20 protein-coding genes and 1 pseudogene are annotated in these 25,341 nt (G+C 70.3%); 11 read left to right on the forward strand and 10 right to left on the reverse strand.

What is annotated here, in order from left to right; all coding sequences use genetic code 11:
- Positions 1 to 223: 223 nt before the first annotated feature.
- Genes AB0898_RS30945 through AB0898_RS30970 form a run of 6 tightly spaced genes read left to right on the forward strand, consistent with a single transcriptional unit; the run spans position 224 to position 7,778 of the window.
- The gene (locus AB0898_RS30945; protein WP_366806371.1) at positions 224 to 1,435 is read left to right on the forward strand and encodes a type II secretion system F family protein; all 1,212 of its coding nucleotides are present in this window, start codon (positions 224 to 226) and stop codon (positions 1,433 to 1,435) included.
- Entirely contained in the window at positions 1,432 to 1,866 is a 435-nt protein-coding gene (locus AB0898_RS30950; protein WP_366806372.1) for a type II secretion system protein, read from the forward strand. Before AB0898_RS30945 ends, AB0898_RS30950 begins: the two co-directional genes overlap by 4 nt.
- Positions 1,863 to 2,390, forward strand: coding sequence for a type II secretion system protein (locus AB0898_RS30955; protein WP_366806374.1), 528 nt, complete (start codon positions 1,863 to 1,865; stop codon positions 2,388 to 2,390). Before AB0898_RS30950 ends, AB0898_RS30955 begins: the two co-directional genes overlap by 4 nt.
- Positions 2,387 to 6,229, forward strand: a complete 3,843-nt coding sequence (locus tag AB0898_RS30960; protein WP_366806375.1) for a hypothetical protein — start codon at positions 2,387 to 2,389, stop codon at positions 6,227 to 6,229. The genes AB0898_RS30955 and AB0898_RS30960 overlap by 4 nt, the downstream gene beginning before the upstream one ends.
- A gap of 20 nt (positions 6,230 to 6,249) precedes the next feature.
- Positions 6,250 to 7,332 (forward strand): type IV pilus twitching motility protein PilT, encoded by a 1,083-nt coding sequence (locus tag AB0898_RS30965; RefSeq protein ID WP_366806376.1) that lies wholly within the window; start codon positions 6,250 to 6,252, stop codon positions 7,330 to 7,332.
- A 29-nt stretch (positions 7,333 to 7,361) separates the two neighbouring features.
- Entirely contained in the window at positions 7,362 to 7,778 is a 417-nt protein-coding gene (locus AB0898_RS30970) for a hypothetical protein (RefSeq protein WP_366806378.1), read from the forward strand.
- 726 nt (positions 7,779 to 8,504) lie between these two features.
- Here AB0898_RS30970 and AB0898_RS30975 read toward each other — a convergent pair.
- A complete protein-coding gene (locus AB0898_RS30975) occupies positions 8,505 to 11,180 on the reverse strand; it encodes an ATP/GTP-binding protein (RefSeq protein ID WP_366806379.1) in 2,676 nt (891 codons plus the stop codon).
- 82 nt (positions 11,181 to 11,262) lie between these two features.
- Positions 11,263 to 12,087, reverse strand: coding sequence for a GntR family transcriptional regulator (locus AB0898_RS30980; RefSeq protein WP_366806380.1), 825 nt, complete (start codon positions 12,085 to 12,087; stop codon positions 11,263 to 11,265).
- A 113-nt stretch (positions 12,088 to 12,200) separates the two neighbouring features.
- Between AB0898_RS30980 and AB0898_RS30985 the strand changes: the two genes are divergently transcribed.
- From AB0898_RS30985 to AB0898_RS30995, 3 genes are all read left to right on the forward strand, one after another.
- A complete protein-coding gene (locus AB0898_RS30985; RefSeq protein ID WP_366806381.1) occupies positions 12,201 to 12,464 on the forward strand; it encodes a hypothetical protein in 264 nt (87 codons plus the stop codon).
- A 108-nt stretch (positions 12,465 to 12,572) separates the two neighbouring features.
- Positions 12,573 to 14,345, forward strand: coding sequence for a zeta toxin family protein (locus AB0898_RS30990; protein ID WP_366806382.1), 1,773 nt, complete (start codon positions 12,573 to 12,575; stop codon positions 14,343 to 14,345).
- Positions 14,346 to 15,357: 1,012 nt separating this feature from the next.
- Complete coding sequence (locus AB0898_RS30995) at positions 15,358 to 16,008, forward strand: hypothetical protein (protein ID WP_366806383.1); 651 nt, start codon at positions 15,358 to 15,360, stop codon at positions 16,006 to 16,008.
- 181 nt (positions 16,009 to 16,189) lie between these two features.
- Here the strand turns inward: AB0898_RS30995 and AB0898_RS31000 are convergent, their stop codons facing one another.
- The 4 genes from AB0898_RS31000 to AB0898_RS31015 form a co-directional block, all read right to left on the reverse strand.
- Positions 16,190 to 16,441 (reverse strand): alcohol dehydrogenase catalytic domain-containing protein, encoded by a 252-nt coding sequence (locus AB0898_RS31000; RefSeq protein ID WP_366806384.1) that lies wholly within the window; start codon positions 16,439 to 16,441, stop codon positions 16,190 to 16,192.
- Between the two features lie 61 nt (positions 16,442 to 16,502).
- A complete protein-coding gene (locus AB0898_RS31005) occupies positions 16,503 to 16,991 on the reverse strand; it encodes a DUF4334 domain-containing protein (RefSeq protein ID WP_366806385.1) in 489 nt (162 codons plus the stop codon).
- Between the two features lie 118 nt (positions 16,992 to 17,109).
- The gene (locus AB0898_RS31010) at positions 17,110 to 17,682 is read right to left on the reverse strand and encodes a TetR/AcrR family transcriptional regulator (protein WP_366806386.1); all 573 of its coding nucleotides are present in this window, start codon (positions 17,680 to 17,682) and stop codon (positions 17,110 to 17,112) included.
- A 225-nt stretch (positions 17,683 to 17,907) separates the two neighbouring features.
- Positions 17,908 to 19,083 (reverse strand): helix-turn-helix domain-containing protein, encoded by a 1,176-nt coding sequence (locus tag AB0898_RS31015; protein WP_366806387.1) that lies wholly within the window; start codon positions 19,081 to 19,083, stop codon positions 17,908 to 17,910.
- 138 nt (positions 19,084 to 19,221) lie between these two features.
- Here AB0898_RS31015 and AB0898_RS31020 point away from each other — a divergent pair, with 138 nt between their 5' ends.
- Entirely contained in the window at positions 19,222 to 20,319 is a 1,098-nt protein-coding gene (locus tag AB0898_RS31020; protein ID WP_366806388.1) for a lipocalin-like domain-containing protein, read from the forward strand.
- Positions 20,320 to 20,660: 341 nt separating this feature from the next.
- Entirely contained in the window at positions 20,661 to 21,287 is a 627-nt protein-coding gene (locus AB0898_RS31025) for a TetR/AcrR family transcriptional regulator (protein WP_366806389.1), read from the forward strand.
- Between the two features lie 497 nt (positions 21,288 to 21,784).
- Here AB0898_RS31025 and AB0898_RS31030 read toward each other — a convergent pair.
- The 4 genes and pseudogenes from AB0898_RS31030 to AB0898_RS31045 all read right to left on the reverse strand — a co-directional run.
- Positions 21,785 to 22,252: pseudogene (locus tag AB0898_RS31030) on the reverse strand (aldehyde dehydrogenase family protein); the annotation flags it as partial.
- 159 nt (positions 22,253 to 22,411) lie between these two features.
- Entirely contained in the window at positions 22,412 to 23,626 is a 1,215-nt protein-coding gene (locus tag AB0898_RS31035; protein WP_366806390.1) for an oxygenase MpaB family protein, read from the reverse strand.
- Between the two features lie 63 nt (positions 23,627 to 23,689).
- Positions 23,690 to 24,886: a CoA transferase gene (locus AB0898_RS31040; RefSeq protein ID WP_366806391.1), complete on the reverse strand. Its 1,197-nt coding sequence runs from the start codon at positions 24,884 to 24,886 to the stop codon at positions 23,690 to 23,692.
- 38 nt (positions 24,887 to 24,924) lie between these two features.
- Positions 24,925 to 25,323 carry an OB-fold domain-containing protein gene (locus AB0898_RS31045; protein WP_366806392.1) on the reverse strand — a complete coding sequence of 133 codons (399 nt, stop codon included), beginning with the start codon at positions 25,321 to 25,323 and terminating at the stop codon, positions 24,925 to 24,927.
- Positions 25,324 to 25,341: the final 18 nt, after the last annotated feature.

Consider the following 25,341-nt stretch of genomic DNA (forward strand, 5'->3'; position numbering starts at 1 on the left):
GGCGTCTGGTGCCGTGCGTCGCAAGGCGGAGGAGGGAGTCGATGCGGAGCATCGGCGACCGACGACAACGCGGCGAGGTGCGGTGCCAGACGCCGCGAGCCCGGCCTGATCGACGAGACACCCCCTAGGGGCGGGACACTCCCCGGTGCCCAGCTCGCCGGCCGCCGCACCGGAGCACTGACGACGCGAACCTCGGACACCCGGAGACCAGGAGGGCATCGGCATGGCCACCTTCAAGTACGTCGCGGTCGGCCCGGACGGGCAGCGGGCCACCGGCGTGCTCACGGGCTCCAGTGTCGACGGCGTGACCGACAGCCTGACCCGGCAGGGCTACGACGTGCGGTCGGTCAAGGCCGCCGGCCGCGATCTGCTGCAGCTCGAACTCACCGCGGAAAAGGTCGACCTGGTCGAACTGAGCAACTTCTCCCGCCAGATGGCCGCCTTCATCAAGGCCGGAGTGCCCATCCTGGACGCCCTGGAGATCATCCGCGCCGAGACCAAGGACAAGAAGCTCCGCAGGGTGCTCGTCGACGTCATGGACTCGCTGCGGTTCGGCGAGAGCTTCGCCGTCGCGATGGCCGCCCACACCAAGGCGCTCCCGCCGTTCTACGTCTCCGTGCTCCGCTCGGCCGAGGCGACCGGTGAACTCGACGTGGTCATGGCCCAGTTGGGCCGCTACATCGAGCGTGACGTCGAGGGCCGGCGCAGCATCCGCTCCGCCCTGACGTATCCGAGCCTGGTCATGGGGCTGGCCGTCGCCGTCGTCCTGGTGCTCGTCATCTTCGTACTGCCCCGTTTCAAGGTGTTCTTCGATTCCTTTCACGCCCAACTGCCGCTGCCCACAAGGATCCTGCTGGGCTTCACCGACTTCGTCACGGCCTGGTATCCGGTCATCCTCGGTGGGCTCGTCGCGCTCGTCGTGGCACTGATCGCCGGTCTGCGGACCGAACGGGGACGGGTGCTGCGCGACCGCTTCCTGCTGGCGATGCCGGTGGTCGGCGATGTGGTCCGCTACATGGTCATCGAACGGTTCTGCCGCATCCTCACCTCGATGATCAAGGCCGGCGTGCCCATCCCGGAGGCGCTCGGCCTGGCCGCCTCGGGCGCCAACAACCTGGTGTACGAGCGGTCCATCGCGACGGCCCGTACGGAGATGCTCGAAGGCGGCGGCATCTCCGGGCCGATCGCCCGCACCAGACTGTTCCCCGGCGCGGTCACCCAGATGATGCGCGTCGGGGAGGAGACCGGGACCCTCGACGACCAGCTGGAGAACGTGTCGGAGTTCTACGAGAAGGAACTGCAGCACAAACTCAAGCGGCTGACCAGCCTGTTCGAGCCGACAGTCGTGATCATGGTCGGGGTCGTCGTGGGGTTCGTGGCCGTCGCCCTCGTCTCGGCGATCTACGGCGTCTACAACCAGGTCAACGTCCAGTGACCGGCCCGGCACACCGGCTGCGGCGCGGCCGCGGTGAAGCGGGCGAGACCCTGGTCGAGGTTCTCGTCGCCGTCGTGCTCATGGGCGTCGCCTTCGTGACCGTCCTCGGCGGCATGGGCACCGCGATCATCAGCTCGGTCACGCAGCACAGGGTGACCACCGCCGACTCGGTCATCCGCAGCGCCGCCGAGAAGGTCGTCGGCGCCCCGTACGTGTCCTGCGCCGGCGGTTACGAGACTCCGGCACCGCCGGACGGGTACACCGTCACCGTCGAGGTCGAGTACTGGGACGGGGTGGGCGCGTTCGGCCGACCCTGCCCGGCGGCCGACACCGGAGTGCAACTGGTGACGCTCACCGTGCACTCGGCCGGCCCGCGCCCCGTCAGGGACGCGACGCTCCAGGTGGTCAAGCGGGAGTCGATGCCGTCGTGACCACGCAACGGCCGCCCGGGCGCTCGGAGTCGGGGTTCACCCTGACCGAACTGCTGGTCACGCTCGTCATCATGGGCGTCATCGGAGTACTCCTGCCCAAGGCGATCCTCCTCGGCCTGCGGTTCATGGCGGGCACCGAGAAACGGGTGGCCGCCACCGGCGCGGTGGGCACGCTCAACCGCTACTTCTACGGCGACGTGCAGAGCGCGTACCACGTCACGACCGACCCCGCGTGCGGTGTCACCGACGTGATCGTCCACCTGAGCCGGCCCGGCACCGACGTCGTCTACACGTACGACCGGCCGACCGGCGCCCTCGACCGGGTGAGGTGCACGGACGGAGGCGTCGTCGTCACCACGCTGCTGGGCCGGTTCGACCCCACCGCCCCGGCCGCTCCGGTGACGCTGAGCTGCGGTGCCGAGACCTCGTGCACCCCGCCCACGGAGGTGACGCTGACCGTGCGGAGCGACCCCGCCGCACCCCCGACGGACCTCACCGCCGTCCGGCGATCGGGCTCGTCATGACCGGCCGCCGCCCGCATCCGCGCCACCCGCGCCGCCCGCGCCACCGGCGCCGCGACGAGCAGGGCGCGACGCTGATCCTCGCGCTGGCCTTCGTCGTCGTGTTCAGCCTGGTCACGGTGTCGGTCCTGTCGTTGGCCGGCACGGGCCTGAAGGCCGCGAACGTGTATGTCGACCAGGGAAAACAGAGCTACAGCGCGGACGGTGCCACCCAGCTCGCGATCAAGAACTTCTCGCAGGGCGGTCCGTGCGCCGACTACACCGCCCCGCCGATCAACGAACGGCAGATGACCGTCCACTGCGACCCCCTCAACGCGTCCCCCGTGACCACGCGTACGACCCAGCCGCAGGACGCGCTGCGCAGCCTGGGTCACGCGGCGAAGGACGGCATCGCCGTGAGCACGCGCAACCTGCGGGTGCAGGGCAGCGTGTTCTCCCACTCGGACATCACCACCGGCGCCGGTGCCTCGATGGTGGTGTCCGGCGACGTGTCCGCCGTGGGCGACTGCTCCCGTGCCGTGACCCAGACCCGACTTCCCCCGACCCAGGCACCGTACGTGCGCGACTGCGCCGACGACACCCCGCCGGCCCCCGCCGACGAGGCCGTGGGCGGCGACCCGGACCACACCCCGCCCGCCACGGCCGTCCCGGTACGGCGGACGGTGCCCGCGTGCCCCGACGCCGGTTCCTGGCTGGTGCGGCTGCGGCCCGGCTACTACGACGACGCCCGCGCCCTCACCCGCCTCACCGGCGGCGACTGTCCGGGCGTCGTCGTATGGCTGCAACCGGGCGTCTACTACTTCGACTTCACCTTCACCGGCGGCCCCGCGCTCTGGACGGTGGACGACCCTACGGTCAGCGTGGTCGGCGGTACGCGGGCGGGCTGGGATCCCGGGGCCGCCGCCCGCCCGGCGGTCCCCGACCCGGGTGGCTGCGACAGGACGGCGCCCGAAGGCGTCGAGGTCATGATGGGCGGCGGCAGCCGGTTCCAGGTCGAGCGTGGACACGCCGAACTGTGCGCCCCGGTGACCCCGGACGCGCAGCAGCTGGCGGTGTACGGGGTCCAGCCGCCGAAGCCGTCGCACACGCTGAGGCCGACAGCGGTGGTCACGAACACCGGCTTCGTCGATCCGGGCCACGCCCTGACCGGTGGCGAACGGCCGACCCTGCCCGGGTGTGCGCAGCCCATGGGCACCGAGGGCTGCACGGCCGACGCCGTACTCGACCCGGCGAACCGTCGGTCGGCCTCGCTACGGCTCGCCGGCTTCACCCCGCGGGTGCCGGCCGGCTCGGTCGTCACCGGCGCGACGCTGCGGGTACGGCACGAGGACGACGGCGACCTGACCGCCCCCGGCGCGGTGAAGGTCACCACCGCCGTCGGCGAAGACACCTGCCACACCGACAGCCTGCCCCGGCACACGGCGCTCGCCACCGATCCCCCGATCGACCTCCTGGGCGCGTGCGGGCTCACCGACCCGGCCCGGCTCACCGGCCTGACCGTGACCTACACCGCCACCCTGGACACCGACGGCACCACCGCCACGGAACGCCTGGACGGCATCTGGCTGGAGGTCGCCTACCGCACGCCGGCCACGTTCAAGCCGACCGCCGTCACCGCGTCGGCCGGATTCACCGATCCCGGCAACACCCTGGAGATCGGCGAACAGCCGACACCGTTGGTGGCCGGCGCCGTTCTGACCACGGCGGCTCCGTCCGCGTCGGTCACCCTGACCGGGCTCGGCCCGCCGCCCCTGCCGCCGGGGTCGACGATCGGCTCCGCCGTGCTGCGGGTGGCCCACCAGGAGACCGGCGACGCTGCGGTGCCCAGGATCGACGTCACTCCCCCGGGCGGCGGTGGCAGGTGCACCGACCTGCCGCTCACCGCGCGAGCCGAACTGGGCGACGACCGCATCGACCTGAAGGCATGCGGTATCACCGATCCCGTACAGCTGACCGGCCTGACCGCGACCTACACCGCCGGGCTGAAGGCGGGCGGCGCCGCGGGCGCCGATTCCCTGGACGGCCTGTGGCTCGAAATCGTCTACGACCCGCCGCCGCCCCGGCCGGCGACGAGCGCGGAGTCCACGACGTTCAGCCCTGCGGCCGACGCCAGGGCGATCGACGGTACCGACACGGCCCGCGCCGCACTCGACTCGGTCACCACGCCCTCCGCCACCATCGACCTCGGCGGTTACGACACCCCTGCGCCGGCGCCCGGTTCGGTCCTGGACGGTGCTCTGCTGCGCGTCGCGCACCGCGACGACCCCGGGGCGGCCGGAGGACCACCGCCGAAGGCCACGGTCACCCTGACCGGGCCCGGTATACCCCACGCCTGCACCGCCCCGCGGAGTCTCGCCACGCACCAGGACGCCCTGGCCACCGACACCCTGGACCTGGTCGCCGTCTGCGGGCTGACCGACCCCGCCCAGCTCACCGGCCTGACCGTGACCTACACCGCCACCCTCGGCACCGGCAGCACCACCGCCACCGATCAGCTCGACGGCATCACCCTGGAACTGGCCTACCGGCCCCCGCTATCGATACGGCCCACGGAGGCGACCAGTACCGCGGCGGCGGGCGTCGCGGCGTTCCTCGACCCCAAGAACGCGCAGGCGATCGACACCACCACCTCGGCCGCGACGCTCACCACGGCCACCCCGTCGGCGTCGATCCGGCTCGGCACGTTCGCGATGCCGCCCCTGCCGGCGGGGGCGGTGGTGGACAAGGTCGTACTGCGCGTGTCGCATCAGGACGACGACACGACCCCGGCACCACCGTCGCCGCCCTCGCCGCCGGAGCCGCCCGCGACCGCGCTGACCGTGTCCGGCACCGGTACCGACTGCGACGCGGACCACGCCCTGACCGCCCATGAAGGGGAACTCGGTGTCGACGTGGTCGACCTCGGCGCCTGCGGGGTCAGGACGGACGACCAGCTGTCCGGGCTCGCCGTCGACTACACGGCGAGGCTGGGCAACGGCAGTACCGGAGCCGCCGACCAACTCGACGGCGTCGAACTCGACATCGTGTTCCGGGCGCCGTCCGTCAGGGCCCTGTCCGGCTGCTCCACCGAGGGCAGCGGCTGCGCGGTGCTGGAGTCGAACGACGACGCCGACACGGCCACCGAGCACAGCCGCCTGGTGGTCAACGGAACCGTCTACGCGCCGACCGCCGCCGTCGACCTGTCGATGAGCCAGGTCGGCTCGCAGGTCGTCACCCGTGGCATCATCGCCCGGACCATCGCTCTCGGCATCAGCCCGGCCGCCGGATACCTCCGCCCGGTGATCGGCATCCCACCGGAGCCGGTGCTGTTCACGACCTATCCGGCCGTGCTCGCGAAACCCGCGTCGGTCACCGCGAGCACCGGGTTCACAACTCCGGCTCCAGGCACGCCCGTCGACGTCACGGACGCCACCATCCCCGGCGGCGGTCAGGCGTCCCTGACGCTCGGCGGCTACGACCGGCCGGCACCGGCCACGACCGGCGGGCTCGACCACGCCGTCCTGCGGGTGACGCACCACGACGACGGCGACGTGGAAGCGGTGAAGCTGTCGGTGGACTTCACCGGCAGCACCTGCGCCGGCGCCGACTCGCTGGACGTGCCGGTCCGTCCCGGCTCCGGCGGCCCGGTGACCGACCAGCTGGACCTGGCGCCGTGCGGCCTGACCAAGGTCTCCCAGCTGGCCGGGCTGACCGTGACCTGCACCGTCACCGCCGGGGGCGACGGTGCGACCGAGCGCCTCGGGGGCGCCCGGATCGACCTGCTGTCCGGCCCGCTCGTCCAGGCCGCCGTGTCCTTCGACGGCCACGCCGCCACCGTCGAGCAGTGGACGGTCCTGCCCTGAGCGAGCACTTGGAGGCCACCATGTCCGGGCCGAGTTCCGCGGTCATCGACCATCTGCTCGGCGAGCTGTGGGAGCGGGGCGGCAGCGACCTGCTGCTCACCGCCGGATCGGCGCCGTTCCTCCGCGTCGACGGCGCCCTGCGGCCCGTCGAGGGGGCCGCGCTGACCGAGCCGGAGGCCGATCGTCTGGTGACCGGGGTACTGGGCGAGGACCTCACGGAACGGTTCCGCCGGGAGAAGCAGGTCGATTTCGCGTTCAGCTGGGGGGAGAGGGCCAGGTTGCGCGGGAACGCCTTCGTGCAGCGCGGGGCGTCGGCGCTGGCGCTGCGGATCATCCCGTTCGACGTGCCGTCGTCCGAGCAGCTCGGGCTTCCCCCGGTCGTCGTCGGGTGGGCGGGGCTGCCGCGTGGGTTCGTGCTGGTCACGGGGCCGACGGGGTCGGGGAAGTCGACCAGCCTGGCGGCGCTCCTCGACCACGTCAACACGTACCGGCCGGTGCACATCCTCACCATCGAGGACCCGATCGAGTACCTGCACCGGCACAAGCGGTCGGCGGTCAGCCAGCGGGAGGTCGGCACCGACACCGACTCGTTCCCGGCCGCGCTGCGCTCGGCCCTGCGCGAGGATCCCGATGTACTGCTCCTCGGCGAGATGCGCGACCCGGAGAGCATCTCCGCGGCCCTGACCATCGCCGAGACCGGGCACCTGGTGTTCGCCACCCTGCACACCAACGACACGTCGCAGACGCTGGACCGTATCGTCGACGTGTTCCCCGCCGGGCAACAGCCGCAGATCCGGCTGCAGTTGGCACACACGCTGGCCGGCATCCTCAACCAGACCCTCGTCCCCCGCATCGGCGGGGGCCGGGTGGCCGCCTTCGAGGTCCTCGTGGGCACCTCGGCGATCCGCAACCTGATCCGCGAGGGCAAGACGCGCCAGATCCGCAACATGATCGCCACCGGCCACCGCGACGGCATGCAGACCCTGGAGACCAGCCTCAACACCCTCGTCGCCGAAGGCTTCGTCACCCATGAGGAGGCCGTACGCCACACGGCCCACCCGGAGGACATCCAGCGGCCCCCCGTCCCGGCGGGCCAAGCCTGATCGAAATCTCCGGCTGCGACCCTGGTGCCATGGAACACTCCCCAGAACAAGCACTCCGCTCCGCGCTCGCCGAAGCCGGCTCTCCTGCCTGGCACGTCAGAGCAGCCGCAGGACGACGGCTGGCTGCCGCGCCCCGCATCGAGCGCATCACCGACGCCCTGCACCGTCTCCTCCTGGACCCCCAGGACACCGGGGTAACCTCCGACACCGCCGCGGCTCTGTTGGCCCGGCGTGACCTGCCCGGCCTGCGCACCGTACTCGCGGCCCGCGCGGCAGCCTCCGACGAGGCGACGGCTGACCAACTCACCGCAGAACTCGACTGCGATCCCCGCTGGGCGACGGGAGAGGGCGCCGCCGAGCTGATCACTCAACTCCGGACTCTGACGTCGGATACGGACCCAGGTGTTCGCGAGGAGGCCTTGCTGCGGCTTTCCCGCTTGCGGTGACCAGGCGGGCGGTGGGCGGTGTGAGCGGGGTCGGGCTTCGGGGGCCCCGCGCGGCAGGGAGCACGGCTCAAGAGCGGCTTCGACGGTCGCGGCCGTGGGACCATCCCTGCGGAGGCGGGGAGCACGCCAGGACGATGTGCGCTCCGGCAAGGTCCGAGGGATCATCCCCGCAGGCAGGGAGAACGGCAGGTTCGGCAACGGGCTGAACTACCTCCCGGGACCATCCCTGCACGGGCGGGGAGCACCTGCTCGACACGTACACCGAATACCCGACTCAGGGACCATCCCCGTGCGGACGGGGAGCACTCAGCAACGCTGCCCTCGCCGGGGATGAAGGCAGGACCATCCCCGAGCGGGCGGGGAGCACGGCGGGAGCCGCACCTGGGCCGCCCTGGCCACCGGACCATCCCCGTGCGGACGGGGAGCACACTCCGTGAACTGCGACTTTACGTGCTCCGAGAGTTGACTTTCAGCACTTTCGCCGGTTCTGGTATTTCCGCACAGGGCTAGATGAAGGCTCTCGCCTCCTCCCAAAGCGCCTGCGTCTGGCGGCCCTGCTCCACCCGAGCTCTGCGCGGAGCCCGAAGGGCCGACACCGATCTGCTGGCCGAAGGAAGGTGCCAAGCCAAGCCCACGTTACGAGGCGACCAGAATGACGCCATCCGAAGCTGCCCCTTTGGTGCCCTGTACAGGCACAGACGGTCCAGGACGAGGCAGCGCTGGGTCTCATTCCGAAGCGCCGCACCTTTCAGTGACGAGCGTGCGCCAACGTCGGCGGATCGTCTCCTCGTTGGCCAACCACTGAACCGGCCGAGCATCTGGTGCGCTTGGCCGGCCGCCCATGAAACTGGCGATGGCGGCAAGGTAGCGGTGGTCGCCGTCGCTGGTGAGCCGACGCAGTCGGTGGATGGCGGTGGCGAGGCGTTCGTCGTCGCCGCAGACGGCGTAGTGGAAGCAGACTGCGAGTTCGAGTAGAGGGAGGAGGGAGGTCAGCCCAGCGGCCTCGATCTCGGTGCGCAGATCCTGAGCACAGTCGTCGATGTCCGCATGGCGGCCCGCGTCGCGGATCAGGGTGGCGATGTGAACCGTCAGTGTGGTGGCGTGGAGCTTCACATCGGCCAGGAGGCAGTGAGCGAGGGCGATTTCGCTGTCTGCGGTCGCGGGATCCGCAAAGGCCAGTACAAGTGCGCGGTGAGCCTGGGACGTTGCGCGCTCTCCCGCGATACCGCGTTGTTCGGCCTCGTCGCGGGCCTGTTCGTAGGAGGCAGCCGCTCGCGCGATGTCGCCCTGGGGCCAGTGGATGTCGCCGAGTACACGGTTGTGCCGACCTGACCACCCCAAGGTCTCGGCGACGGCCAGTGCGGTGGGGAAGTCGCCTGCCAGTCGGGCGAGGTGGGCCAGGCCGCGCCGGGCGGCGGGGGCAAGGCGGCCTTCTCCGTCGGCGACCTGCCGCATACCGATTCGGGAGGCGGCCGAGTGGCCGAGGTCGCGGTTGGCTTTGGCCAGGTAGTACAGCGCCATCTCCCCCAGTTCCGCGGGGAGCAGACCGGAGTCGACGACCGCGGTGAGCCGGTCGGCCGTGCTGCGGCGGTGTTCGTGTTGTCGACGGCCGAGTGTACTGAGCAGTTCGACCATGGCGTCGGCCGGTGTCCGGAGACGCACTTGCTCCGCGGTGTCCGACGGGGCGGCGGTGACGGGTTCCCATACCGAGTCGCTCACATACTGCCAGGCTGCCTCGGTCAGCCAATCCAGGTCGAGGTGGAACTCGGTTGCGAGGGTCAGCCCTTGACGCAGACAGGCGATCAGCACACGGCGGTCAGGGCCGGTGTGCCCGCTCCACCGTCGGCCGAGGGCGATGTGCGCGCGTTCGGCCGCGTTGCGCCAGTCTCGGGGTGACCAGCGGTCGTCAGTGGTGTCTTCTGCAGTGCGCAGGGTCGAGCGGATGAGAGCGTGCAGGTGGTACGGCCACAGGCTGGTCGGGGCTCGGCGAATGAAGGGCCGCTCAAGCAGCCGGAGGACCGGGGCATCGCGGCTGATTCCGGCGCAGGCAGTGGCCAGGGATGTGTCGAAGGCGTCGAGGAGGCTGACCGAGCGCAGGACGTGCCGTTCGTCGGGGGTGAGATCGGCGAGGGTGCGCGCGATCAGGGCGGGGAAGTCGACGTCGAAGTCGGACGGGTCCGGGGTGCGGCCGGTGCGGCGGATCTCGAGGTAGCGCATGGCGGCCAAGTCGAGGTACAGAGGAAGGCCGTGGGAGCGGTCGGAGATCACGCGGCGCAGCGCCGGGTCGATCAGGGGCCGGCCGTCGACGCTCAGGCGGTGGGTGAGGAAATCCTGGCAGTCCTCCGCGCTGAAGTCCCCGATCAGGACTTGGCGGCGCCGGGCCGGATCGGTGGTACCTGTGCGGGGTGCGGGAAGTTCACGGTGGGCCAGGCCGGGCCAGGCTGCCGGTCCGGTCCAGTCGAGTTGACCGTGCAGGGCCGGGTCGGCCCATTGCAACCGGTTGCGGCCGGTGACAACGAAGAAGACGTTGGGCATGAGCCACACCACGTGCTGCAGCAGACGCTCCATGTCCCGGTGGGTGCGGTCCCCGATGTCCTCGAAGGTGTCCCACAGCACCACCGGAGCGATCTGTTTGCGGGCGGGTAAGCGGGCCAGCTCCCAGGCGAGCAGGTGCGGGTAGTACGAGAGGGCTTCCAGGTCGGTGTCGGCCTCCAGCAGGTCGGCGAGCCGCGCGCAGCCGGCCAACGCGGACACCGCACGCCGGTGTTCACGCAGCGCGCTCACCAACGCCCCGGTGAGCTGCCCGACAGCGGAACCGACCATCCCGGGGAGTGCCAGCTTCTGGGCGATCTCGCCGAGCGCGGCCTGCATCTGCTCCGGAAGGGCCCGGCCGAAGCGGGTCACCAGGCCGTCACGGCGCAGGTACTCCTCCAACGGCTCGCCCGGATGCCGTTGATCCCAGTAGCGACGCAGCGCGATGTCGAAAGCGGGCATGGGCCGGCCGACCGCGGCTGCGACGGCAAGCCGGATGGTGAGGACGACGCGCTCGAAGTCGGTGTTCGCCGAGCGCGCCAGGTCGAGCCGGACCGGGACGACGCGTGGTCCGTGCCACGTCGGGTCCCCCCAGTGCGCCGGCCTGTGTTCGGCACTCGCCAGCGCGGCTTCCAGTCTCCGTGACAACGTCGATTTGCCGATGCCCCCGACACCGTGGAAGACGAGCAGGTTCCGTCGTGGCGCCTCCACGTCCGCGGCGTCGAAGCCTGGATCGGCAATGTGCCGCACGTGCCCGTCCAGGGCATTCACGAACACCCGCCACTGGTCCTCCCGGTTCGTGAACGCCTCGTCCGCCCCCACCTGACGGTCGTTGGAACCGAACAGCGTCCTCAAATCCTGACCCGCCACGCCAACCCCCTCATGGTCACTCCGGTTCATGGCTTCCGATCCACCGGACCGGCATCGCTTCGGCACCTGCGAGGCGGTACGGTCACCGGCCGCGCAGCGTGCCTTCCTGCCGCACCTGTCGGACCTCGGCCGCGTGAGCACCGGCTCCCTGCGGGCGATGCTCGTCACCGACGGGATCGAAGGCCGGTACCGGGACGTCGTAGATCAGTTCCCACCGCGTCTGCGGGAGCAGGAAGGTGGCGGTCTCGACCGGTTGGCCGGTGTCGGTCAGATGGGTCCGGTCCAGCCTGACGAGCAGCGTGCGACGGGTGATCCCGAGCTGTAGCACCTCGCGGTCGTTCGGATAGCGGACGTGCGTACGAATTTGGGCGCGGCCGACCCGGACGCCGACCGAGGCCAATCGGCGCACTACGCCCGCGCCTGCCAGTGGGCCGTCCTCCGGCAGCAGAATGGGGGTGCGATAAGTGAGGTCCATCGGCTCCCACGATTCCCCGAGGGCCAATGGGCGGGCGTTGCCCAGATACTCGTAGCGGGTTCGGACACACGGTGTGCCGGCATCGACTGACAGCCGTCCGGCGATCGGCTCGGGAGCCGGAACCTTGACGTCCGACCGGTACTCGACGCCCGGGGTCAGGCCGGCCTGCCGGATCGCATCCGGAATCGACAGCAGCACGGGCAGCGCGATGCGCGACTGCGGGGCGCGGACGAAGACGCCCACGCTCTTGCGCCCCTCCAGCATGCCCGTGTCGATCAGCAGTTCCTGGCCCCGCTGGATCGCGGCCGGACTGGTCTGGTACTCGCGAGCCAACTCGGCCCGCGACGGCAATTGCTCACCCGGGGACCATTCTCCTTCCGCTAGCCGCCTGCGCAGATCTTCGGCGATGCGCTGATAGTCCGCAGTGGGCACTGCCTACTCCCGGAGAGGAACTCGCTACTCCTTGCAACTTCTTGACACGCTAATCGGTTAACGGCACGCTAATCGATTAGCGATACGGGCAGTAATCAATGTGAGGGGGAGGAGTGGATGCGGCCCTGGCAGGGCGTGCTGCGGCACTCGCCGCCCGGCTCGCGGACCTCACGGGTGGCACCCCCCAGATCCAGGAAGGCAACCGAGGCGCGGTCGTCCTGTGCACCATCGACCCTCTCGCCACCGAGGGCACCTGGGTCGACGTGCTCGAAGCCCTCGACATCGCCGACACCTGGAGCGTGCAAGGTCGCAGCCCCGGTCCCGGACCCCGGCTGCTGCGCGCCGAACTCCGCCCGGCGGATCCCGGCGCCGGATGACTGCCGCACTTCCGCGATCGCGCCGTGCAGCCCCCAACGCCTCTGTGGCGATCGAGTCGCGCAGCCGCACCCGGTTCGCACGGTGGCGCCCACCGCAGGGGACCTCGGTTGACGCGGCCGGGTGACGGTGGGCGCGGGCTCGTCCCCGCCGTACTCCCCGAAAAGAGCCACCGCGATCTGCTCATCACCACGATCTTGCCGGTTGTCGCCCAAACAGCCGCGGCTCAGACCTCGCCTGTCGCGGTCCTGGTGGCAGGCCAACCCGGAGTCGGCAAATCCACGTTCGCGGACCTGGTGCACCGCACGCTGGCCCCCCACGGAGATGCCGTGCGCGTCTGCGGCGACGACTACAAGAGAACCCACCCGTGTTATCAGACGCTTCTGGCGATCGATGACCGCACCGCAGGAGCGCGGACGCGCCCGGACACTCGCCGCTGGCAGGCCGAGGTGGAGGACTACACCCGCCGCCGCCGGCTGAACGTCGTGATCGAGACCGCCCTGGCCGACGCGGCGGAGGCACGCATCACGATCGACGCCTACCAACGTGCGGGCCACCGAGTCGAACTGACGGTCCTGGCGGTTCCCGAAGCTCTCAGCGGTCTGGCCGTCGTGCACCGCTACCTCCGGCAGGTGCGCGCCGACGGGGTCGGCCGCTACGTGTCGTCGCAGAACCACGACCACTGCGCCCGAGAGCTGCCCGAAGCACTCCGTACCATCGAGGCCGAGCGGCTGGCGGACCTGGTGACGGTGATCGGTTCCGGCGGCGTTCGATACCTGAACCGGCTGACTCCCGAGGGACGTTGGGCGCACCCACCCCACGCTGCCGAAACGGTGGTGGCCGAGCGAACACGACCGTGGACCGTCACCGAGGCCCGGCGCTTCCGCGACACCGCCACGCGGGTCGAGAATATGGCGCGCGACACCCCAGGGACGTCCCGCCGTACCACCGTCGCCGAGGACATCCGTCACCATCTCCGCCGGGCCGCACCTCTGCTTCGCCGGCCCTGCGCCGATACGGCCGCTCCCGGGCACGTCGACGGGCATCGACTCCCACCCGCAGAACACCAGCGCATCTTCACAGACCTGATCGTCCCCTTCCATCTCGGCACCCCCGAGCCCCGACGCCACCCGACAGCGGTCTACGTCCTGGGACAACCGGGAGCCGGGAAGACGGCGGCGTCCAGCCGGGTGCTACGGGCCATGCGTCCAGGCGCAGCCCTGGTGTCCAGCGAAGATTTCCGCGCGTTCCACCCCGCTTATCCCCGGCTGCTCGCCGAACATCCGCGTACGGCAGGAGCGTTGCTGCGAGCGGACTATCGAGCGTGGCAGAACGCGGCAGTGGACTGGCTCCGGAACCGGATGGCCGATGTGGTCGTAGAGGCGGCACCGGCCGCGGACACGGACCTGCTGGCCGCGGTCTCCCGGTTCCATGAAGTCGGCTACCGGGTCAAGACGCTGCTCCTGGCGGTGCGAGCGGCCGACAGCCGTCAAGGCACCGCGGACCGGTTCGCCATCGGCCTGGCACGCGGTCTTCCCTCCCGGTTCACCACCCCCCACGGGCACGATCGGTGCTACCGAGCCCTCGCCGCACTCACGGCATCCCTCGACCACCACCCTGCGGTGCACACGGTCATGGTGACCGACCGGAACGGCCAGGCACTGCAGAACCGGCAAGGCACCCTCGCGGCCACGCTTGAGGAAGAGCGGCAGCGTCCGTACACGAATGACGAGGCGGCCCGGTTCAGTGCAATACAGCGTCGGCTGTGGGTATCGCTGCCACGACACCGCTCGGAACTCTCGGACATAACTGCCTTGGCGGCACCCCTGTTACCGCCCGGCTTTCCGCTTCGCGGGCTGCAGGCGACCGGACGCGCAGGGTGAGCGAAGGGGCGCGTCGGCTCGCTGTTCCCACGTCAGCTGGGCGGTTGAGGCACTCGGTTGAGTCGTGCCGTCCCGCGCTGCACTCCCTCGTGCTCACCTCGTACTGTCCACCTGTGGGCTCTCCGGCAGGACGGCGGACAGTACGGTCGTCCGGCTGTACACGCTTGCCGGAACTCAACGGCCGCCCCTCCTCTGAGCCCTCTGCCCCGAATCCGACGTGCGAGCCGCGGCACCACCGGGAACTGAGGACGCTGGTGGCTGAGCAGTGCTGGAAGCGGCGATGGACGCGCGCCGCCTCGGCGTCGGCCTCCACCTGCCCCGGGCCTTCCTCACCGCCGCCGCCATCGACTACCTCAACCGGAGCGACTCCGACGACCTCACCGACGGCTGGGCAGAACACACGTACACCGAACTCGCCAAGCCGGTCCACGGCAAACAGGCCCCCTTCGCCCCCACGGCCCCTCAAACCGTCCACGGCGAGAGGGGTTGGCGCTCTGTTGAGCAAGCTTCGGCCGGACGGCTTGGACCCGGACGGTATGCCCACCCCGCCGTGGCACGGTTCCGTCCAAGACTTCGCCTTCGGCCGGTAGCTCTTGTACGGGTGGTGTCCCCTACTGGTACGAGGTGAGCGTCGTGCGGCGATCTGAAGGTGGCGGGGGCGATGCTTCCAGGCACCGGCGCCCGCGCCGCGCAGTGCCTATCGATCACACCTCCGATGACCAGATCGAGGGTGTTCCCGAGAACCGGCACGAATCCGCTCACCTGCTGCCGAGCGGTCTGCTCTTGATCTGTCGGCAGCTCGAAGATGTCTGCCCTGGCGCCGGCCCGAGAAGCCCAGTCGGCTCGTACGCCCTGGTACGCCTGCCAGTTCTCACGGTGTTTCTCGCGAGCGCGAAGGAGGAGATCCTCGGGTACTGCCTCGCAAAACCACCCACGTCCACCTGGCGCACGACTGCAACCCGGGGCTGGCTGCCGCTGACCCCGGCGAGGCCATCGAGACCCGCTGGTGCGGTTGGCCGACCTGGTCGGCCTGGACGGGGTCGCCGGGGAGCCGGCGGACGCCGCCTCGCTCGCCGCAGTGCTGCGCGCCGATCAGTCGCTGCCCCGGATCGGCGGAAGCGTTCCTGCGGGCGGGGACCTGTCCGCCGCTGCGTGGGCCGCCTGGACGGCGGTCCAGACCCGTGACTCTCTGGCCAACGACCGCGACCGGCTCATGCTCGTCTGGCTCGATGCAGCGCTTGGCGCCTACGCGGAAGGCGCGCAGATCGTAGACGAGATCCGGCCGGCCAGCCGGGCCGGCATAGTGCGGGTGATTCGGTGGGAGTGGTGGCGTGCCGTGTCGTCGTTCCCCGGGAGGTTGCGGATGCCGTCGGTTGTCGGACTGCCGGAACAGCATGAACTCGCCGCTCGGCGTCCAGTCATGGTGGGCTCCGCCGCCCATGAGGTCACGGATCTCCGCTGCTCCGTCCTCGGTCGAGGTCGGGTCCAGCGCGGCCTTCGCGTCGAGTTCCTCCGCCGGCGCGCGCCGGGAGGCCACAGGGCCGATCGCGAGCACCTGGTCGCAGCGCGTGGCGACAGCAGCCATGACCGCGCCGAGACCCGCACCTCCCGCCCCGGCGTCGGTCTGCACACCGCAGCCCGACGGGGCAGCGACAGCGGCTGACAAGTCCGTCGGGACCCGGGCGGTATCGCACTCGTGCGTGATGGCATACGTCGCAGAGCTCGACTGTCCGAAGAGCGCCCCGCATACCGGCGAGCCCTCACGCGAGAGGGGTGCCGTGCCATCGACGCTCGTGCCGGAGGAGTTCAGGGGGTGGCAGGCGGCACAGCATGCCGGCTGCCCCCTACCGCGGGCGCCGCGGCTGTTGCATGTGCGGCAGACCAGTGTCGCTCGGAGCGACACTGGTCACCCCCGCCCCGACGGCCTCGACAGTCCCGGTCTCCTCGTGTCCGAAAACCATGGGACTCAGCTGCGCGGGCCAGGCCGCACGTGCGGACAGATCCGTGTGGCACAGCCCGGCGGCGGTGATCCGTACCCGGACCTCACCGACGAGGGGGCCTTCGCGGCTCGACGTCCCGGATGACGAAGGGGCCACCGGGCGTCTCGATGAGAGCCGCTTGGATACGCATCACCTTGCTCCGCGATGGACCGGTGGCTCAGGCCCGCTCAAGGAGGAAGTAGTACATGGGGCCGTCCTCCGGGAAAGCGAAGATCTCGCCGGGCAGCGTCTTGCCGTTCATGATCCCCATAAGCGTGTTCTCGTCCACCCGCTTGAAGTGGTCGAAAACAGGGCGACCGTCGTAGACCATGGTGGCGGTCACCTCGCCGCGGAACTCGACCATCCACAGACTGGCCTCGCCGTTACCGAGCTCGGTGTTGGAGTAGAGCTCGCCACTCTCGTCTCGCATGATCAGGGGCTTTGCGTCCTTGACCGCGGAGAAGGTCTTGCCGTACCAGCCGGCTGCGGCCAACTGACCGCACAGCGGATGACCGTTGTCGAATTCATCCCCCTTCCACTCTCCGAGGATCTCCTCCGGGCGCACGGTTTCCAGAGCAGCCCAGATCTCGTCGAGTTCCTCGGAAGTGGCCTTGCCTCCCTGCGAACGGAGTTCGGAGAAACGGGTGCGTGCCATGTCGATGTTCATGTCCACTCCTTGTCTGTCTTCGGGGTCGCCGCTTCCAAGCCGTTGCCGACAACCACACTGACACTATAGACACAAAATGTCAGCACGACAAGCCTGAGGTGGTGCGAATCAGGCCATGTCATGACCCGGCATGCAGTCCATGGAGCACGAGAGCGGCCAACTGATGCACATGCTTGGCGCGTGTCTGCGCAGACCTCGCCTCGATCCCGATGCCCTTCGCCCCGTAGAGCAGGACGACGGCCACATCCTCGGTCGGCACGAGGGTCTGACCCGTGGTGCCTGAATCAAGTACGGCTTGCAGGGCGGCCAGCACCCTCACCTCGTAGGCGGTCCACAGATCGGGCGTACGGGAGTAGACCTCGCCGAGCAGTTCGTGGAAGTGCTCTCCCGTCCTCGGACTGCCCGCGTAGAGGTCGAGGACGGCGTCGAGGACAGACTGCAGCCGCTTCTCGATGGGGGTGGTGGAGTGCGCCTGGAGTTCGGCGTGTTCCGCCGCACGGTTCAGGGTCCACTCCACCGCGGCGCGGAAGACCTCGTCCTTGTTGCGGAAGTACTGGTAGAGCGCGGGACGCGACATGTCGACGGTCCGGGCCAGCGTATCCATGGACGTGCGCCGGTAGCCGTAGCGGGCGAAGCAGGCCACAAATGCGGCGAGGACCCGGTCGCGCCGGGCGTGGTCGAGTTCAGGCATGCTGACAACCCTAGCGAAAAGTGTCAGCTCCGGCCTTGCGGCATCGTCCGCGAACCCCGCCGGGCGGGCTGGGCATGCCTATGTCGCAACGGCCGACGCACCGATCGCGCCATGCCGCGGCCCGAGATCCTGGAGCCGCTGTCACGCCACTTGCGCCCCCGGCCATCTCCGGTCGGACGAGCGCGCTGATTCGTCACTGGCCTGACCTCAGCGCTCCATCCCCTGTCAGCTCTCGACGGCTTCGGCCCTGAGCAGACGGAGGGTGACCAGGGTGGAGACGAGCCCCTCGCCGGTGCGTGGATTCCAGCCCGAAGCCTCGTGCCAGCGGTCGAGGCGGTAGGCGACCGAGTTGGGGTGAAGGCCCAGCGCACGTCCGGCGGCGGCGATCGAAAGACCGTTGTCGGCGTAGGCGCGTACCGCTTCGGCCAGATGCGGAGCGGTGCGGGCCGCGTCGACGGCACGGGAGAACAGGGGTACGAGTCGGTGGGCCTGGGGGCCGAGAGTGATCGCGATCCAGTCATCGGCGAACTTGACGGTGCCGCCTTGGGGCCCGGCCATGCTCAGCGCGGCCGCCGCGTCGCGGATGCTGTCGCTTGCCCCGGCTGTACCCGCGCGAGCGAGCCCCACGCCCGCAGTCACCGGCGACTGTCTCCCCGCAGCCCGGATGATCTCCAGCACTCGATCGGTGGAGGCACGCTGAGTGAGGACGACGACGGAGGCGCCCCGAGTGACGCAGTGGGCGGTCCCCGGCACTGTGGTCAGTCTGCGCTGAAGGCACTCGACCTCGTCGTCGGGCCAGTCGTCAGCCGGCATGCAGTACGCCTGGAAGGCGCCGTCCGGCTGGAAGCCGAGGGCGCGGGCGAGAGCCGACGTGGCCTCGGTGTCGGGTTCACCCGAAGCAAGGGTGTCGAGGAAGCGGTGCCCCAGGGCAATCCGCGTCGCCCGCTCCCGGCTGCTCTGCTCGCTGTGCGCGTCGGAGATCGCGCCGCTGATGGCTCGTACCCACACCCACAGCAGCCCCGCTTCGTGAGCGAGTGGGGCGGCCAGCTCCGGGTCGTCGGTGGCCACCTGGCGCAGCAGGGCCTCCCAGGTTTCTTGGTGCGCGAGGTGACAGACGTCGAACAGAAGCGGCAGCGGCGTGCCGGCCCTGGCCTGTGCCGCGCCGAGTTCTCGTGCCGCGGCCACTTGTACGGCGTCGGGAGGCCGCCGTTCCGCGATGCCCTCGAGTACGTCGCGTACCAGGCGTCGTACCCACTGCCGCTGCAGTTCTTCGGGGGCGACGGCGGGATCCGGGTGCGCCTGCCAAAGCGTGCGCAGGATGCTCTCCACCAACAGCGGCATCTGCTCCGCGGCGACCTGTTCGCACAGCGCGGCGATGCGGCGCCTCGGCTCCTTCTCCACAGGGAGAGCCTTGCATACCGCGTTTCGTGGATTCCACAGGAAATACGTCCGCATGTTCGTGAAATACCTGATGTCCGGGGCTGGGATCCCGGCGCAGAGTGTGGATTGTACAAATCCAGCACGCACAGAGGATCTGCCATGGCTGTCAAGCCCGTGTACGAGGCCAACGCGCCCGAAGACTACGCGCGTCTGGGAATCAAGCCCCGCGACATAGCGCAGTTCGAGGACGGACTGCGCACCGAGGGCGAGCCCGGCTCCTACGAGTGGTGGTACTTCGACGCGCACCTCGACGACGGGGCGAAGGTCGTCGTGGTCTTCTTCACGAAGCACTACACCACCCCCGAGCTTCCCCTGACGCCGATGCTCGAGATCAACCTGGAGTTGCCCGACGGGCGGGCATTCATGCGCCAGGTCACGCTCGCGCCCGAGGAGTTCCACGCGGCCAAGGACCGCTGCGATGTCCGTATCGGAGACGCCGTCTTCGAGGGCGACCTGCGCAACTACAGGATCAAGGCCGAGGTCGGCGAGCTGGCCGTGGACCTGACGCTGGAGGGCGAGGTACCGGCCTGGCGGCCGGGCTCGGGTCATCTCTACTTCGGCGAGGGCGAGGAGCGCCGCCTGTTCGCCTGGCTGCCGGCCGTGCCGAAGGGACGCGTCACCGGCTCGTACTCGGTCGACGGCGAGCGGCACATCGTCAGCGGTGGCAACGGCTACCACGACCACAACTGGGGCGACGCGCCCATGGCATCCCTCATGCACGACTGGTACTGGGGCCGCGGCGAGGCCGGGGACTACAGCGTGATCACCGCGTACATCACAGCCGAGGAGGAGTACGGTTTCGCGCCGACGACGTACTTCATGCTCGCCAAGGGCGAGGAGATCGTCGCTCACAACGTCCGCTCCACGGTCGCCTTCTCGACCGACCAGGTAGCGGCCGACCCCAAGAGCGGCAAACCGGTCGCAGACGTCAGCCGCTACACCTCCACCGAGGGAGCCGAGCAGTACACGGTGACCTTCGCCCGGGACAAGACCATCGTTGTCGACTCGATGCTGGACCTGATGACACCCGCCCGTCGGGAGGTCGCTCAGGCCGCCGGGTTCGACGGCGCGTACCACCGTTTCCTCGGCGAGCTGGAGATCATTCACGAACATGACGGCGCCCAGATCGACGCCGTCACTCAGGAAGCCCTGTGGGAGCTGATGTACTTCGGCCGAACGCGCCGGCCCGCCGTGTGAGTTCAGACCGCGCGCATGTGGCAGATCGAGTGCGGCAGGACAGTTGACGGACGAGGCCCCTGAGCAGCGTGATGGAGACGTCAGACATCTCGATCAACTGCCCGGGGGCCTCGCTCGTCGCGCTTCACGGACCGCACCCGATCGGTGGCCCTCTCGCAGAAGCTCAGTGACGTCTTCCACCAGTCGGTCGCCGCCCTCTCTCGGCTCTCGGCACGAGTCCGGTCGGTCCGGCCCCGGACGCAGGTCGTGATCACACACCTGTGGAATGTCATCATGGCCTGCATGGTGTCAGTCGCGCTTTGCGCGACAGCAGGGCGGGACAGGAAGAGGAGCTGCGAGGGATGACGACCGCATCCGGCACGGGAGCGCCACGAGGGCGCCCACGTGACCCCGAGTTCGAGGACCGGGTGTACGACGCGGCCGTGGAGATCTACGGGCATGGCGGCCTGAAGGCCTTCACCATGGGGGCGATCGCCAGCCGAGCGCGGGTCGGCAAGGCGTCGCTGTACCAGCGCTGGCCCAACAAGGAGGCGCTGCTGGTGGAGGCTCTTGACGCGCGCATCGTGCTCGACACCCACATCGACACCGGCGACCTGCGGGCCGATCTACGGCGCCTCGCCCATCAGATGCTTCAGATGTTCTGGAGCGACACAGGCCTCGCGTTCATGCGCCGCATCATCGATACTTCCGTGCACCCCGAAATCTTCGGCTTCCGCCATCGCGAGGGAAGTCCTACCGTGCTCGCCGCCCGACAGCTGGTACACAGCGCGGTGGCACGCGGCGAACTGCCACCGGGGACGAGTCCGACCGTGCTCATGGACTTGGTCTTCGGCGCCACCATGATGCACGCCACCGTCACGCCCGTGGGAATGCGGGAGAAAGCGCACGCCCGCGCCGACGCCTATCTGGACGAACTGGTCGACACGATCCTGACCGGTGTGCGCGGGTCCCCAGCGGCAAGCGCCTGAGTGCCCGTTCATCGCCGCTCATCCCGCCGCGGTGTCCGGTGCGTGGTCCGCCTCGAACAGGCCCCGGGCGACTCCCTCTTGGGGGATTTCGCGAACCGCTCCAGGACGCGCCCCTCCGCCCCGGCATTGGCCGGGCGGGCCCGGGCGAGCGCTTCGCCGATGGCGCGTTCCAACAGCGCGGCGAGCGATGTCGCGCACCGATACGCCGTGACAACCGTGCTCACGGAAGGTGTCGAGCGCCCCCGCGAGCGTCGGCGACAGCTCCAGTGGCTCGAACGCACGCCAGTCCGCCGTTCTGGTTCTCGCCGCTGACGCCTGAACCGCACCCGGAGAAGACTCGCCGAGTGCCTTCGCCGCGGCCATGCGCTCTCCTCCCGCCGGCACGACCGCCGAGCCTCCTACCGGTGCCCCACGATTCCAGCGATCGCCAAATAAAGATCAAGAAAAAATCAAGACAGGGTGGCGTCACGCCGACACGGCAGGAGACGGACGCGGAGTCAGACAGCCTGGTGGACCGACTTCAGCCGGAAGTAGGCTGCCAGGCCCTCCGGACCCAGTTCGCGGCCCACTCCGCTGCCCTTGCGGCCGCCGAACGGCGAGGCATTGGCCAGAGCGACGGCCTCCTCCTCGTCGCGGTAGGGGACAAGCACCACGACGTGCCCGAAGATCTCCTCCTGCGCGATGCTCATGTCGTTGCGCACGTCACCGAAGACCGTGGGTTCGACGTACCGGCCGCGAGTGAGGTGCTCCGGTCGGCCACCGCCGGTGGTCACCCGCGCCCCGGCGGCGCGCCCGCGATGTGGCCCTCGATGCTTTCGCGCTGCCGGGCCGACACGACCGGACCAACGCCCGTCGCCGGATCGAGCGGGCCCCCAGGTCAGCGACGCAGCCATAGTGGTGATGGCCTCGAACGCCTCGGTGTACAGGGCGGCGGGAGCCAGAACACGGGTGCTGGCGTAGCAGGTCTGGCCGTTGCTTGGTGATCGGCATCCCGTCCTCGCTGGAGACCAGCGGAGCCAGGGCGTCGGAGCGGGCGGTCAGGGCCGCACCGATCGCCACGTTGTCGGCGGCGGAGGCGGGCCGCACCCGTTCGCCCCCGGTGAGCAGCGCGGTGTGGACGTGCTTCACGGCTGTCTCCAGGGGGTGTTCGTCTGGTCGGACGAGGGCGGCGTCGCGTGCTTCTGGTAGGCGGTGTGGTCCGGAAGGCTGCCGGCCAGGGCGCGGAACTGCCGGATGTTCGCCGCGCGTTCCTGGGCGGCGGCCTCGGGAAGGGTCTGGTAACGGCGGGCTTGCGCGTTGGCGGCGGCCAGGAAGGGCAGGACATCGGTGACGGGCGAGCGGGGTATGCCCAGGGCGTCGGCCCTCTCGTCGCCGTGGTGGCTCCGGGCCAGGGCGTCCAGCAGGTCGCAGGCGCCGGTCTCGGTCAGCGTGGAGCCGGGTGCCTTGGCCAGGGCGGCGGCCGTGGCGTCGAAGAGAGCCGCTGTGAGGGCACGGCTGTTGTCGTCCGGGGGTTCGACGGTGGAGTCGACCAGCTTCAGCAGGGCGGCGGCATCGGCGTGGTCGCCGACCGGGAGGAAGAAGCTCTCGTCCAGCCCCAGGAGGTGGCCGACGTAGTGCCAGTACCGGTACAGGCTGCGCTGCTCCTCCTCGTCGAGCACGAAGCCCGCCGCCGCAAGGAATCCGAAGGGGACGAGCGTGAAGTCCAGCCAGGTGCGGGCGACATCGGTCTGGTTGATCGGCACACCCCAGCGCGCCGTATCCCAGCCGTGCCGGAGAGCGGAGGCCCTGACCCGGGCATGCAGCAGTCGTACCTGGGCCGTCTGGACGTAGCCCGGCGCGCCGCACACCAGTCCGCCGGGCAGGATGACGTTCGCCTTCCATACGGCGGTCTCCACCAGCCGACGCGGCGCCATCTTCTCCAACTGGCCGGTGTGCACGAGCAGTCGGGCGATGCCGGGCGAGCTGTAGGTGTGCGACAGTGAGCCGCCGGCGAACGCCAGCGTGGTCCAGCGAGGCGGCACCAGAAGCGAGACCCGGTCGCCCTCGGTGAGCATCTCCTTGTCCACCCAGCCGGGGACGGCTTCGAGCCGGCGCAACAGAGCCGCGACGGCGGGCGGGGGGCTGTCGAGGCTCGCCAGGCCGCCGGCGAGTCCCTGGCTCAGGGCTCGTCGGCCCTCGACACCGAGGACGTCCAGTTCGGCTATGACCGCGTCGGCGAGTGGATCGCCTTCTTGGAGCATCGCGGCCATGTGGTCGGCGCGCCCGCCGTGCCGGGACCGGGCCGCCTCGAAGCCGACCAGTCGGCCGGGGGGCCGCACGGCGTCGGATGTGGTCGTCATCGTCTGGTCTCGTTCTGTGGTGTGGACATGATGATCAGGGCGGGGGAACCGGTGGCCGGTACGTCACGCCGTCGCGGCGGTCTGCCGGAGGAGCTGGTCGTTGTGCTCGCCGAGGCGCGGAGTCGGGCGGTCGGCCGCGGGAGAGAACCCGGCATACCGGGCCGGCGTCCGCACGACGGTCTCGGTCCGTCCCCCGTCCGTGACCGTGACCGCGAGCCGGCCCTCGGCGAAGGCCTCGGAACGGGCCGTCTCGCTCCAGGTGTGCACCCTGCTGGCCATCAACCCCGCCGTGCGGAACATCTCGACCCACTCGTCCGCGCCGCGCTGGGCGAACGCCGCGTTGAGTACGGCGGTGAGTTCGGCGTTGTACCGGGAGCGCACCGCCTGGTCGGCGAACCGCGGGTCCTCGGCGAGTTCGGGCCGCTCCAGCAATTCGGTGAGCAGCTTCCAGTGCTTGGGCACGTAGGCGGCGACCACGATGAACTGGCCGTCGCCGGCCCGGTAGACACCGGAGGGAGCGGTGGCGTACGGGCTGCGGCCGTCGGCGGGAGCCCCCGCGTCCGGAACGCCGTCGGCGTTGAGCTGGAGAGTGAGGCTGTTGGCCTGCAGGCTGCACGCCACGTCGTACAGAGCAACCTTGATCACGTCCGCCCGGCCGTACCGCTCGCGGCCCAGCAACGCGGCCAGCACCGCCTGGGCCAGGACGTGCCCGCTGGCGGCGTCGACGATGGTGGAGCGGATCACCGTGGGCGCGCCCTCGGCGTTGCGCAGTCCGGTCAGCAGGCCCGACTCGGCCTGGGCCAGCATGTCGATGCCGGGCCGCCGGCCTTGCTCTCCCTCTCCGGAGAACGCGGACAGGGAGGCGTACACACAGCGGGGGTTGCGTTCCTGGACGGCCGGTGCGCCCAGCCCGAGACGCTCCATGACACCGGGACGGAAGGCCTCCAGGATGACGTCGGCGGTGTCGGCGAGGGCGAGCACCTGCGCCCTGCCTCGGTCCGTGCGGAGGTCGACCGCCACCGACTTCTTGCCTCGGTTGAGGGGGAGGAAGTACGGCGCCAGATGCTCCAGGCCGGGCTGGGTGGAGGTGATGCGCCGAGCGGCCTCGCCACCGGGCGCCTCGACCTTGATCACTTCGGCGCCGAGGTCGGCCAGCACCTGGCCGGCCAGCGGACCGGCCACGTTCTGGGTGAAGTCCAGCACCCGGTAGCCGTCGAGCGGACGGTGCGGGACGGCGGGGCGGGAGGAAGTGTCGGACATGGGGATCTCCCAAAGAGACGTGCGGGTGTCGGGCGGGATCAGTCGACGGGGCGGAAGACCGGAGCGGCATCGCCGCCGTGCGACCGGTCGAACGCCACGGCGAGGGGCAGTCCGGCGCGCAGGTGGCCCGGGTCCGTCCCGTCGATGCGGGCGTGCAGCCAGGGACCTTCGTCGAGTTCGACGAGCCCGGCGACGGTGCGCGGGGCGGGCCCACCGTCGACGGGACGCCCATGGACGACCGTCCAGCTGACGAGCTTCCCGGTACCCCGCACGGGCTCCCAGGCGAGGCGACCGGAACGGCAGGACGGGCAGGACCGGGTACGCGGCGCGCTCCAGGTGCCGCAGTCGGCGCAGCGCCTGAGCGGCAGCTCGCCGCGTGCGGTGCCTTCGAAGAACTCGTCCGAGGCCGTGTCGCGGACAAGGGTCACGGTGGTCACAGATGCTCCGTGGGTCAG

Source organism: Streptomyces sp. NPDC005435, from assembly GCF_040703155.1.
GTDB lineage: Bacteria > Actinomycetota > Actinomycetes > Streptomycetales > Streptomycetaceae > Streptomyces.

What these genes read in the sequence shown, in the direction of transcription:
- AB0898_RS30945 (WP_366806371.1), top strand. Translation starts at nt 224, where the DNA reads ATGGCCACCTTCAAGTACGTCGCGGTCGGCCCGGACGGGCAGCGGGCC.
- AB0898_RS30960 (WP_366806375.1), top strand. Translation starts at nt 2,387, where the DNA reads ATGACCGGCCGCCGCCCGCATCCGCGCCACCCGCGCCGCCCGCGCCAC.
- AB0898_RS30965 (WP_366806376.1), top strand. Translation starts at nt 6,250, where the DNA reads ATGTCCGGGCCGAGTTCCGCGGTCATCGACCATCTGCTCGGCGAGCTG.
- AB0898_RS30970 (WP_366806378.1), top strand. Translation starts at nt 7,362, where the DNA reads ATGGAACACTCCCCAGAACAAGCACTCCGCTCCGCGCTCGCCGAAGCC.
- AB0898_RS31005 (WP_366806385.1), bottom strand. Translation starts at nt 16,991, where the DNA reads ATGAACATCGACATGGCACGCACCCGTTTCTCCGAACTCCGTTCGCAG.
- AB0898_RS31010 (WP_366806386.1), bottom strand. Translation starts at nt 17,682, where the DNA reads ATGCCTGAACTCGACCACGCCCGGCGCGACCGGGTCCTCGCCGCATTT.
- AB0898_RS31020 (WP_366806388.1), top strand. Translation starts at nt 19,222, where the DNA reads ATGGCTGTCAAGCCCGTGTACGAGGCCAACGCGCCCGAAGACTACGCG.
- AB0898_RS31025 (WP_366806389.1), top strand. Translation starts at nt 20,661, where the DNA reads ATGACGACCGCATCCGGCACGGGAGCGCCACGAGGGCGCCCACGTGAC.
- AB0898_RS31035 (WP_366806390.1), bottom strand. Translation starts at nt 23,626, where the DNA reads ATGACGACCACATCCGACGCCGTGCGGCCCCCCGGCCGACTGGTCGGC.
- AB0898_RS31040 (WP_366806391.1), bottom strand. Translation starts at nt 24,886, where the DNA reads ATGTCCGACACTTCCTCCCGCCCCGCCGTCCCGCACCGTCCGCTCGAC.